The following is an 11,924-nucleotide window of genomic DNA, read 5'->3' as shown; positions in this document are numbered from 1 at the left end:
TCAGAACATGGGACGGGAGGTCGCGTCGTCGACCTCCTCGTCCTCGAAGGCGTCAATCAACTCGCGGATTTCGACACGATCGAGCTGCAGCAGCCCGGCCAACTGGCCCTCGCTGAGGAGGTTCTTCTTCCAGGCCTCACGAGCAAGCATGCCGAGGCGAAGCGACACCGGCCGAGCTGCGTCCGCTTTTCGGGCATCGACACTCCAGGCGTCGCCAAGGACTTGGCGCGCCTGCTCGTTGGTGATGCCGCCATTGTGCTCGAACCAGTCCCAAGTCCCGGCCTTCGTTAGGTCGAGCTCTTCTAGGCGGCGAACCATGGCTTCGCGCGCCACACCAAACCCATGGGCCAGAACAATGACATGCCGCCTGGTGAGTTGAGAGCTTCCGGCGGTGACATCGCGGAACATCGCCATGACGGCGCGCGCTGGGGTTAGAAAGGCCCGGGCAAAAGCATTAGCGTAGCGCTCTTCGCGGCTAGCTTCTGGGGATCCATCGTACAGGGCGTCGGGTGCGCGCCGGGTCGAGATCAGGTGTCCCAGCTCGTGCCCGCCGGTTTGGGCTCGACGCTCCCGAGGGTGGGCAGCGTTCAAGAGAATGCACGGCCCGGCCGCCTCATCGTAGGCGTAGAGGCCCGAAATCTTGGCCGGCAGCCGGCGAACGAACACCCTTATGCCGAGCTGCAGTTCGAGCAGCGAGACGATGTCGTGGATCGGCGCTTGGCCGATACCGAGCCACTGGCGCAGTTCGGCCGCATCATGTTCGGCCTGCAGAACCACATCACCCGGCATTAGGGGGCGTTCAGGCGGATCGTTTCGTGATCGCTGCACGCCGAGGAGATCTTCAAGTTCGAGTTCGGCCTGGACAAGGGTGGTTAGGAGGGCCACGGCGTCATCGACGCCGTCATCCTGCTCACCCATGCGTCGAAAGCGGGGCTTGAGGTCGACCTGAACTGCTTCACGGCGCAACAGGGCGTTCAGAGACACGCCGTATAGCGACGCCAAGCGCTGCAACTCGTCCAGCTTGGCGCGGCGATGGCCCTGTTCGATGGCGACCACGGTGGTTCGCGCGACATCAAGGGCGGCGGCGGCGGCGGCCTGGGTGACCTTCGCCGCCTCCCGCGCGATCCGCAGGCGCTCGCCGACTTCCTGGGGGGAAAGCGCCTCGGTCATGGCTGGTTCGCCGAAAGGCCCCGAACGAAGGACTCTGGCGCCAGGGCGTCAAGGAACCGGTGCCATTCGGCAGCGTGACGGCTAAGGAGGGAGCGCAACCGCGCCTCGATCGCGACCGGGTCATCATGGAGGACCTCGGCGGTCTCGCGGGCGATGCGCCGCACCGCACGCGCCGCGCTCGGGGCAGTCGCCAGGTCAGCCAGGTGATCCAAGTGCAGGACCCCAGCGATCGCATGTTCGCGCATGGCGCCGGTGACGCCCGTGAAGCCTTCCGCCACACCAGCCTCGATGGTCGGAGCCGAGAGGTTCTCCCAAATGTAGGCGTCGGCTGACTCCGGAAGGCCAGCGTTAAACATGCTCATGCGCCGAAGCATGCAGGCCGCGCAGATGCCGCACTGACGACGGCGGCCGTCAACGGAGGCATGACGCGATTGCTGCCAGCAGGAGCGGGTGTCGTCCCAGGTCGGTGGATTGGGCAACGCCGCCGCTTCAGCCAGGGTTTCCCCCTTAGTGGACCAAAGACGCGGATACTCGTAGCGCGCGGTTGATCCGGCCAGGACTTCAAACAGGTGCTCGACGCGTGCGGTGAAGAGCGGATGGACACGGTAGTCAGGGTAGATCTGGCCACTCACGGCCATCATGGGGCCGAAGGCGCCTTGGCCGCTCTCGGTGACGACGATCCGATCGACGCCAGCGATCTGCGCAGCCACGCCAGTGACGACGGCGAACTTGAAGCCGCGGGATCGGGCCGACGATTCCTTCCTCTGCGGAACCTGAACCTTGTACGGCACGAGGGTGAAGGCCGCGCGGCGTCGCTCGCGCTGCGGGTCATCGACTCCGACCGATCCCAGGCGTACGCGCACCAAGGCCGATGCGCCCAGCGCCTGGGCGGTAAGGGCGTGAACGGCGCGCGAGTCCAAACCGTCGCTGTAGGGCATGATGGCCTTGGCCCCGGCCGGCAATTCGAGGCTCAAGGGGCGGGTAGTTTCAGCGCTTTGACGGCGAGCGACAAATCTGAAGGACCAGGTGTCGCCGGTCAGGAAGGTCAGCGCGTCTTCCAGGGCCGCCGTTACCGCCGGCGAGGACCAGAGCTCAACGTCGTGGACAGCTACACGCACGTCGAAAATCCGTGACCAGGAGACGGTCGAGCGCGCCTTGGCCGCATCGCAGTATTCCGCAGCCGCGGCGACCACGAGCAGATCGAACAGCACGGGGCGCCAATTGGAGAAGAAGTAGGTTTCGAGACCTTCGGTCGAGAGCCGAATGGCGTCGCCGAGCGCGGCGAGTTCGGCCCCGTCGCGAACCCGGACGCCGGGCTCCAAAACGTCAACGAACATCGGCTCGTCGACCAGACGGGTGGCGAGGGCGGTCACAAGCTCACTCCTTCATCGAGACCGGACCGATCGACCGACGGAGTCAGGTCGCGGACCGGGACACCGGCGACGAGCGCCGACGCGAGGCCTCGCAGATTGGCGGCCGCCATCGAGTCGGTCAGACGAACGCGGATGTCCGCGGCCTTACCCTGGGAGGCTTCGCGCCGGTAGTGCTCCTCGACCTGTCGCTGGCCGCGATCGGCGCGCTCGGCGATAGTCGCAGCGGCCGCTTCCTCGAACGCTGCGGCACCCCGATAGCCGTCGCGCAGCACGTCAATGGCGTTGTCAGCAAGCAGGGCTTCCATCGGATTGCTGGCCTGGGCCCGCAGCCGGCCCACCTCCTGCTTCGCGACTTCGGAGAGAAGCATGCCGCGATCATCGTCCCCGAGGGCGGCACGCATTTGGCGCAAGAACGGCTGCCCGATCTCGCGCCAGTCGGCGGCCAGCGCCGCCGGCACGGCCTCCGCCACCTCCGCAGCGCTGTGGGCCCCGTTGCCCGCGAGCTTCGCCAGGGCCCGCCATTTCGGGCTCATCTTCAGCGTCTTGTAGGGACCGTCGCTCATGAAGGCATCCTCGAATGTCAGAATGGATGCCCGAGTCTCTCGACAATGTCAAATTTCACCGCTACCTTTTTGACAATGTCAGATTTTCGCCTGCACCTGCTCTGGACAGGCGACGGGCGAATGCGGCTCGACAAGGGACAAACGCGGCCGGCGTCACTATCTTAAGGGTGCCGGTCCATGAGCGGGGGTTGACGAGCACAGTTGTCTGAAGCCGGTCATTTCATTGATGCCGACGCACGGCGGCTCGCCCTTGAGGTCATCGCAACGCTGGTCAACATCAAGCGGACCGCAGCCGAGCGCGTGCTGACGCCTGCCGGCGTCCCGGCCGAACTGGTGAAGCGCTTCCTAAATGAGCGCGACCCGACTACCGGCGAGAAGCGTTCGAAGCGCGAAGCTGGCACCGTGATCCTGGAGGCCCTCGGGGCGCTAGAGCGTGAGGGTCAAGTCGTACGCAGAATCATTGAGATCGCCGCCGACTGGCAAGACTTCCACCTCGCCCAGGATGAATATCGCGCCCGTTCGGTGGTTCAGAAGGCGCGGGAGTGCACGTTATGGGGTTGCCGGCTGATCGGCTTGTCTCTCACTTTTGATGTGAGGGGAGGCCTTGTGATGACACACGATCTGATCACGTCGCACACCTCGGTGATTACACCGGAAGACGCTAGACAACTGGCGACGCAGTTCTTCGCGACCAGCAAGGTCAGCCCCACCCTGGTTCGGGCCTATGCAGATGACATGCGCAGTGGTCGTTGGCTGCTCAACGGAGCGTCGATTGTACTTTCCAGCGATCAGAAAGTGCTGGACGGTCGAGCACGCATACTCGCCTGCATCGAGGCGGGACGACCGTTCGAGGCTCTCGTTGTCGAAGGGATCGAGCCGTCAGCGTTTGAGACCATGGACGCGCTACGCAAGCGCACGCTTGCCGATGTTCTGACCATCCGGCAGATCCAGCATGGCCGTGCTCTGGCCGCCGCGCTTCGCATCATCTGGGGCTACCGCACTCGCACGCTGCCGACGCCGCGGCAGCCGTCGTCCATGACCTTGCTGGGACTGATCGAGGATCATCCCGAAATCCGGGACAGCATCCTGCCCAGCCTCCGTACGGCCCCGCTCCTGCCCCACGGCACGGGGCTTGCGCTCCACTATCTGTTCGGCCTCGCAAATCCTGCGAAATGCGACGCCTTCTTCACTGAACTTTCCAATGAGACTCTGAGCGACGCCCATGGCCCGATAGCTCAGCTCAGGCGGCTTCTGACGGAGCTGCGCGGGAAAGGCGGCAACCGCAAGCAGGCCTACGTCCTCGCGGTCTGCATAAAGGCCTGGAACGCATTCAGCGCCGGCAAGCCACTGAAGTTGCTGCGGTACGCGCCTGAGCGAGAGCCTTTCCCGAGGATCAGCGGACTCAGAGAGCCCGAAACACCTCTTTTCGACCGTCACTTGGATGCTGAAGGCGATTCAGCCGCGGCCATCGGCAAGGCAGGACTGACCGCACAGGTTGAGGAGATCACACCCGAGATCGCAGAGCGTCTTCTGCAGGCGAACAGCCTGAACCGTCGGATCTCGGGGCCCGTCGTCGAGCGGTACGCCCGGGACATGAAGGCGGGCCGCTGGAAGCTGAATGGCCAGACGATCAAGATCAGCGCTCGCGGGCGGCTTCTGGACGGTCATCCACCACCTCCCGACTGGCGAAGTCCACATCGCGCTTCGACCGGCGAGCCTTAGACCTCCCCAGGCGGAGGAACTGGAAGACCTCCCGCGGCCCTGTGTCGCCCTCGACGCGCCACGCGTCCTCAACGGCATGCTCGGCAGCGGCGCCGTCGCTACCGCTGTCCGCAACCTCGCCGCCGCCCTCCTGGCTCAAGAGGAGGAACTCGGCCCGCATGGGCGCCCGGAAACGCAGCTCTATGTGCAGGGCGCGGGCGCAGGACCGAGCCCCGCCCTGGATGGATGGTGCCAGGCCTACGGCAAGCTCGCGCGGCTGGGCGCCGTCGGCGCACCCGGCCATCGGTTCTACACCGGCGGCGGCAACGATGACCCGGCCCTCGGCGAGGTCATCGACACGATGTTCCCGCACGTCCGACGGATGGAGTTGGCGCCCACTGGACGCCCGCGACGTACCGGCGCCTGCGGCCTCCTTGTAGGCGGACTCCATCGCTTGCACGACAACGCCGTGCAGCAGATCCACACCCAGGTCGTGCTTGCGGTTCTGGAACATCGGGCCTGCCGAGTGAAGGAAGGGGCGCTCGGTCCCTACGAGATCGTAGGCCCCCAGGGCGCCATCGATCTTTGGACACGCGTGGACGACCCTATCGATACGCCCTCGCGGCAAGTAGGTGATCAACCTCTCTTCGCCCGGCCTTTCGATGCGCGACGTATCACGGCGGTGGAGGGGGCCGAGCCGCGCGACGTCGTCTACCGCTTGATTAGCCATCGCGAACTCCTGGTGTCCGTCCGCGACCTGGCTCTCATGCACCCGGCTGCGGAGCCGCTCCAACGGCTGATCGCCGCCCAGATGCGGCGGATGACCGGCGCGTTTCCATCGGCGGCAAAGACGTCCTACCTCGCCATGGCCACCCACTCGGTATTGGGGGCTCGTCCGCCGAGCGCGAATGCGGAGAGCGAACTTCAACAAATCCTGCACAACCCGGATCTCGGTCGCCAGCTCCACCTCGTCTGCACCGGCGTCGGCTTCCAAGACGAGCACGCAGTCGCAAATCTACGCGTCGTGACGCGAGGCCCCCGCCCGCAGCAGTTCCAGCCACTGATCGAGTACAAACTGGTGTTCACCTCCTCGGCCCCGCACCTCACCGCCTTCGCCTATATCCGCGAGGACGGAAACCGCGCTTACCCCGCGTAACTCAGCGCGATTGCACACCCCGATAGACGGGGAGCTTTCCCCAAGCTGCGCAAGCGCGACGACGACCGCATCGACAGCCACGCCGCGCGCATGGTTGCAGACGCGAACCGGCGCGTCGCCCCTCCCCCGGGTGGCGGTCATACCGGGGCGTTGGCGGACGTTCTTCACGACCAGGTTGTCGGGAAAAACCAGGCGGTGGGAAGACAAGCGACCATCGTACGACGCTTGATCATATACGTGATGAAGTCGCCTTCATTTACAGACGCAGCTCAGCAAAACTAACCCCACCAATCGCCGGACACTGACGTTCGCAGACCTTTTCGGTTTTTGCGTAGTTGATCGGCCGTCGGTGCATCGAAAGCGCGGGATTACTTCGCGCAACACACTGGGCGGAAACGAACGAGGGGCCTTATGGAAACAACTCGCGCTCTTTGCGCGCTGTTGGCGAGCAGCAGCATCCTGGCGATGGCTGGCGGCGCGGCCGCCCAGACCGCCGCATCCGGCGGCGCGTCGGACGACAGCGTGAACACGGTCGAGGACGTGGTCGTCACGGCTCAGCGCCGCGAACAGCGGCTGCAGGACGTCCCCGTGGCCATCTCGGTCGTCAGCGCCAAGCAGGTCGAATCCGCCAACGTCACCACGATCGCCGACCTGCAATTCCTGTCGCCGGGCGTGAACTACAACGGCAACTTCGGCGGCGGCTTCAACATCCGCGGCGTCGGCACCCAGTCGATCCTGATCACGGGCGAGCAGTCGGTCGGCCTCGTCATCGACGACGTGGTCCAGGGACTGCCCGAGATCGCCTTCTCCGGCCCCAGCTACCAGTCGCTGACCGACCTCGACCGGATCGAGGTGCTGAAGGGCCCGCAGGGCACGCTGTTCGGCAAGAACAGTTCGGCCGGCATCATCCAGATCATCACCAAGAAGCCGGTGCTGGGCGTCTACAGCGCCGACGGCGTGGTCTCGTACGGAACCGACAACGAGATCGGCCTTCAGTCGAACGCGAACATCCCGCTCGGCGATACGGTCGCCCTGCGCCTCGGCGCGGTCTACCAGCATCGCGACGGCTTCCTGCCCAACCGGTTCACCGGCAAGGATATCTACGAGTACGACCGCTACGCGCTACGCGGAAAGCTGCTCTGGAAGCCCAACGACAGGCTGAGCGTGCTGCTCGCGGGCGAGTACCGCTCGGCCGAGGACGACGGCAATGGCGAGTGGACCCTGCGCGTCTGCGGCTCGGGCTTCCGCCGCGCCGTGGCCGGCCCCACGCTCTACCGCGCCTGCGATGCGGTGGCGCCCTACGGTATCGTGGCCGGCCCGAAGAACCGCGCCACCGCGCTCGACGGCAAGTCGTTCTCGGACCAAACCAGCAAGCTCGTCTCGCTGCGGGTCGACTATGACCTGGGCCCCGCGACCCTGACCTCGATCACGGCCTTCCGCGACCTCTACCAGGACATCGCGATCGACACCGACGCCTCGCCGAAGCAGGCCTACAGCTTCAACCCGACGATCTCTGGCGGCGAGCAGTGGACGCACGAGATGCGCGTCAACGGCAAGATCAACATCTTCGACTACACCCTGGGCGGCTTCTACTATCGCGCGACGCCGTTCCAGGAGAACGCCGACGGCGGCACCCTGGGTATCGTGCCGGACGACACCGGCATCATCTTCTCCAACAACTCGGTCGGGCCAGGCACGGCCAGCGGCTACTCGCCGATCGCCAAGGGCGTGGTTGAGAGCTACGCCTTCTTCGGCCAGGTCGAAGCGGAGGTGACCGACGCCTTCACGGTGATCCTCGGCGGCCGCTACACCAACGACCACGTGCGCCAGCGCATCGCCTACTACGACACGCCCGGCATGTGCGCCGCCGCGACGTTCCTGGCGACCGGCGCCTGCCACCCGGCCGGCGGCATCCCGGGCCCGTTCTCGGCCAAGACCAACGCCGACAAGGTGACCTACAAGATCACCGCCAAGTACGACCTGACGCCGGACATCAACCTCTATGCGAGCTACGGCACCGGCTACAAAGGCCCGGTGATCTCGAACCCGTCGGGCCAGCCCCAGCAGCTGGTGCGGCCCGAGCTGTCGAAGTCGTACGAGATCGGCATCAAGTCGCAGCTGTTCGACCGTCGCGTGATCCTGAACATGGACGTGTTCAAGGTCGACTACATCGACTTCCAGGGCCAGCAGAGGATCTCGCCGAACCCGGCCACGTCGTTCTACACGACCACCAACGCCGGCCGCCTGCAGACCAAGGGCGTGGAAGCCGACCTGTTCGCCCGCATCAACTCGCTGCTGTCGGTGAACGGCAACGTCGCCTACATCCCGACGAAGTTCGTGAACTACGCCATCCAGTGCAAGGACGGCTTCACCAACCCGGGCACGACGCCGGGGCTCTGCAACTTCATCCCGCCGGGCTCGCCCGCGGGCACGCCGAACCAGTTCAACGCCGCCGGCTACCCGCTGGTCTACTCGCCGAAGTGGTCTTTCAACCTGGGCGCAGACCTCACGCTGCCGATGGGCGACGATCACACGCTGACGGCGCACGCGGCCTACAACTGGCGCAGCAAGACCTACGGCGAAGTGGCCGACCCGAACACGCTCAACAGCTCGTACGGCATCCTGAACGCCGAGGTCGGCTATGGGCCCGAGGACAGCCGCTGGCGGGTGGCGGTGTTCGCCCGCAACCTGCTGAACGAGTACTTCGTGTCCGGCATCTTCACGACGCCGCTGGACTCGGGCCTCGCGGGCACCAACCCGGTCTCGACGCGGGGGTACTCGAACATCCCGGCGCTGGACGCGCGGCGCACGCTGGGCGTGAAGCTGAACGTCAAATTCGGACAGTAGCGGAGCAAGCGTAGCGCGTTGGCCCAGTCGATCGACCAGACGGCGGAACGTCCACCGGCCCCGGCGGTGCAGCCGGGCTACGGCCTCTGGATGCTGGGGCTGCTGACGGCGGCCAACGCGCTCAACATGCTGGACCGCCGGATCATCAACATCCTGGCGGAGCCCATCAAACACGAGCTGAACCTCAGCGACGCCCAGCTGGGCGCCCTGACCGGACTGGCGTTCGCCCTCCTCTACTGCACCGCCGCCCTGCCCATCGCGCGGATCGCCGACCGTAGCGACCGGGTGCGGGTGCTGGGCGTGGCGGCCTTTGCGTGGAGCGCGTTCACAGCGCTCAGCGGGGCGGCGGGCAGCTTCATCCAGATGTTCCTGTGCCGCATCGGCGTGGGCGTGGGCGAGGCCGGCTGCGCGCCGCCGGCCCAGTCGCTGATCGTCGACGAGTTCCCGGCCGAGCGGCGGTCGGGCGCGCTGGCGATCTTCATGTCCGGGCAGTCGATCGGTGGGGCGCTCGGCCTCGTGGCGGGCGGCGTGCTGGGCGAGATGATCGGGTGGCGCTGGACGCTGGTGTGCGCCGGGGTCCCGGGACTGATCGTGGGCGCGCTGGTGCTGCTGACGCTGACCGATCCGCGGCGGCATCAGGCGCCCGCCGACCGCCCGGCGCAGCAGCCGTTAATGCAGGTGCTGGGCATGCTGCTGAAGCGGCCGTCGTTCGTGCTGGTGTCGCTGGCCTTCGGCTCGATCGGCTTCGTCGGCTATACTGCCGGCGCCTTCGCCGGATCGTTCTACCTGCGCAGCCATGCCGCGGACCTGGCGCAGCTCTCGGCGAGCCTCGGCATGCGCCCGCTGGCGGTGATCGGCCTGGGCCTGGGCCTCTTCGGCGCCGTGGGCGGGGCCGCCGGCTCGCTCGCCGGCGGCTGGCTCGGTGACCGCATGGGCCGCCGCGACGTCCGCGCGCTGACCCTGATCCCGGCCGCCGGGATGCTGCTCGGCACCATCAGCTACGCGGCGATGTTCACCGTGCCGGACGTGACGCTGTCGCTGGTGCTGTCGGCGCTGGCCGCCTTCTTCATCGCCCTGTTCGGCGGACCGGGCTCGCTGGCGCTGCAGCAGGTGGCCGGCGCGAACGCGCGGGCGACGGCGCTGGCGGTCACGACCTTCATCGCCTCAGGCATCGGCCTGGGGATCGGCCCCGTCGCGACCGGCCTGGTCAGCGACGCGCTGGCGCCCAGCCTGGGCCCGGCGGAGGGCCTGCGCATGGCCATCCTGATCTGCCTGGTGACCGGCCTTCTGGGCGCCATCTGCTTCGCGGCCGCCGGGCGTACATTGGCGCGCGACATCGCCGAAGCCAACGACCCGGCGAAGTGAGGAGACCAACGATGTCTGTGGCGTACGACTGCGTGATCCGGGGCGGGCAGGTGGCGGACGGGACCGGCGCGCCGGCGCGGCAGGCCGACGTGGCCATCACGGGCGGCCGCATCGCCGCGGTCGGCGTGGTCGAGGGCCGGGGCGCCGAGGAGATCGACGCGCGCGGCCTGCTGGTGACGCCGGGCTTCATCGACATCCACACCCACTACGACGGCCAGGCAACCTGGGAGAGCCAGCTCCAGCCCTCGAGCTGGCACGGGGTGACCACCACTGTCATGGGCAACTGCGGCGTAGGCTTCGCGCCGGTGCGCGCCGCCGACCGCGACACCCTGGTCGAGCTGATGGAGGGCGTCGAGGACATCCCCGGCATCGTCCTGCAGGAAGGCATCGCCTGGAACTGGGAGAGCTTCGCCGAGTACCTCGACGTGCTGGAATCGCGGCCGCGCGACATGGACCTCTGCGCCCAGATCCCGCACGCGGCGCTGCGGCTCTACGTGATGGGCGACCGCGCGGCGCGGCTGGAGCCCGCAACCGAGGCGGACATGGCTGAGATGCGGCGGCTGGCGGCGGACGCCGTCCGCGCCGGGGCCATGGGCTTTTCCACCTCCCGTTCGCTGAACCACCAGACGTCCAAGGGCGATCCCACCTTCACGCTTCGCGCCAGCGACGAGGAGTTGATGGCGATCGCCATGGGCATGGCCGACGCCGGCTCGGGGGTGATCGAGGTGGTCACCGACTTCGGGCAGAATCCTAAGGGCCACTTCGACGGTCTGAAGAACATCGTCCGCGCCTCAGGCCGGCCTATGTCGGTGGTGGTGGTGCAGAAGCACAGCGCCCCGGACGGCTGGCGCGACCTGATGGCGATGATCGACGCGGCCAACGCCGAGGGCCTGCCGATGCGGGCGCAGATCGCGCCGCGGGCCATCGGGCTGCTGCTGGGGCTGGAAGGCAGCGCCACCTCGTTCAGCCACCTGCCGTCCTGGAAGCGGATCGCGGGCCTGCCGTTCGGGGAGCGGTTGGCCCGGGCGCGCGACCCGGCGTTCCGCGCCGAGGTGCTGGCCGAGGCCGAGGTGATGCCGCCCGAGAAGGCGTCGGAGAAGTACCACACCCTCTATTCGATGATGTTCCCGCTATCGGACCCGCCGAACTACGAGCCGGATCTGCGGGACTCGATCCTGAACCGCGCGGCGCGGGCCGGGGTGAGCCCGCACGAGCTGGCCTACGACCTGACGGTGGCCGACGGCGGCAAGACCTTCTTCCTGGTCACCGTGATTAACTACGCCCGCCACAACCTCGACGCCTGCCACGAGATGATCTCGGCCGACAATGCGCTGATCAGCCTGAGCGACGGCGGCGCCCACGTGGGCCTGATCAGCGACGGCTCGCAGCCCACGTTCCTGCTGGCGCACTGGGGCCGCGACCGGAAGGGGCCGAAGTTCGACGTCGAGCTCCTGGTCAAGCGGCTGACTTCCGACTGCGCGAGGGCGGTGGGCCTGAGCGACCGTGGCGTGATCGCGCCGGGCATGCGGGCCGACATCAACGTCATCGACTTCGACCGCCTCGACTGCGCGCCGCCCGAGATCGCCTACGACCTGCCGAGCGGCGCCAAGCGCTTCCGCCAGCGGGCACGCGGCTACGTGGCCACCATGGTCGCGGGCGAGGTCACCTATCGCGAGGGCGAGGCCACCGGGGCGCTGCCCGGCCGGCTGGTCCGCGGCGCGGCCGCCGCCTGATCGCAAGTGTTGGAGG

Annotated in this window: 8 protein-coding genes; 5 read left to right on the top strand and 3 right to left on the bottom strand. The window is 67.2% G+C overall.

All coding sequences use genetic code 11. The annotated features are described in order from the left end of the window. From KF737_RS02695 to KF737_RS02685, 3 genes are read right to left on the bottom strand one after another with little or no spacing between them, the layout of a single operon-like run. Complete coding sequence (locus KF737_RS02695; protein ID WP_296450103.1) at positions 1–1,170, bottom strand: XRE family transcriptional regulator; 1,170 nt, start codon at positions 1,168–1,170, stop codon at positions 1–3. Next, entirely contained in the window at positions 1,167–2,543 is a 1,377-nt protein-coding gene (locus tag KF737_RS02690; RefSeq protein ID WP_296450101.1) for a 7-cyano-7-deazaguanine synthase, read from the bottom strand. Before KF737_RS02690 ends, KF737_RS02695 begins: the two co-directional genes overlap by 4 nt. After that, entirely contained in the window at positions 2,540–3,106 is a 567-nt protein-coding gene (locus tag KF737_RS02685; protein ID WP_296450099.1) for a hypothetical protein, read from the bottom strand. The genes KF737_RS02690 and KF737_RS02685 overlap by 4 nt, the downstream gene beginning before the upstream one ends. A 201-nt stretch (positions 3,107–3,307) precedes the next feature. Between KF737_RS02685 and KF737_RS02680 the strand changes: the two genes are divergently transcribed. The 5 genes from KF737_RS02680 to KF737_RS02660 all read left to right on the top strand — a co-directional run bounded on the left by KF737_RS02680 (position 3,308) and on the right by KF737_RS02660 (position 11,908). Further along, positions 3,308–4,828 (top strand): hypothetical protein, encoded by a 1,521-nt coding sequence (locus KF737_RS02680; protein ID WP_296450097.1) that lies wholly within the window; start codon positions 3,308–3,310, stop codon positions 4,826–4,828. 76 nt (positions 4,829–4,904) lie between these two features. Beyond that, a complete protein-coding gene (locus KF737_RS02675; RefSeq protein ID WP_296450095.1) occupies positions 4,905–5,963 on the top strand; it encodes a hypothetical protein in 1,059 nt (352 codons plus the stop codon). Positions 5,964–6,404: 441 nt separating this feature from the next. Next, on the top strand, positions 6,405–8,810 hold the full coding sequence (locus KF737_RS02670) for a TonB-dependent receptor (RefSeq protein WP_296450093.1): 2,406 nt from the start codon (positions 6,405–6,407) through the stop codon (positions 8,808–8,810). Positions 8,811–8,828: 18 nt separating this feature from the next. After that, entirely contained in the window at positions 8,829–10,175 is a 1,347-nt protein-coding gene (locus KF737_RS02665) for an MFS transporter (protein ID WP_296450091.1), read from the top strand. 11 nt (positions 10,176–10,186) lie between these two features. Continuing rightward, positions 10,187–11,908, top strand: a complete 1,722-nt coding sequence (locus tag KF737_RS02660) for an amidohydrolase family protein (protein ID WP_296450089.1) — start codon at positions 10,187–10,189, stop codon at positions 11,906–11,908. The last annotated feature ends 16 nt before the right edge of the window (positions 11,909–11,924 follow it).

It is taken from the genome of Phenylobacterium sp. (assembly GCF_019636135.1).
Classification (GTDB): Bacteria; Pseudomonadota; Alphaproteobacteria; order Caulobacterales; family Caulobacteraceae; genus Phenylobacterium.
The sequence above is the reverse complement of the archived record's forward strand: the minus strand, read 5'-3'. Positions and strand labels throughout refer to the sequence as shown.

Coding starts and splice junctions, on each gene's coding strand:
- KF737_RS02660 (WP_296450089.1), top strand. CDS start 10,187: ATGTCTGTGGCGTACGACTGCGTGATCCGGGGCGGGCAGGTGGCGGAC.
- KF737_RS02675 (WP_296450095.1), top strand. CDS start 4,905: ATGCTCGGCAGCGGCGCCGTCGCTACCGCTGTCCGCAACCTCGCCGCC.
- KF737_RS02695 (WP_296450103.1), bottom strand. CDS start 1,170: ATGACCGAGGCGCTTTCCCCCCAGGAAGTCGGCGAGCGCCTGCGGATC.
- KF737_RS02685 (WP_296450099.1), bottom strand. CDS start 3,106: ATGAGCGACGGTCCCTACAAGACGCTGAAGATGAGCCCGAAATGGCGG.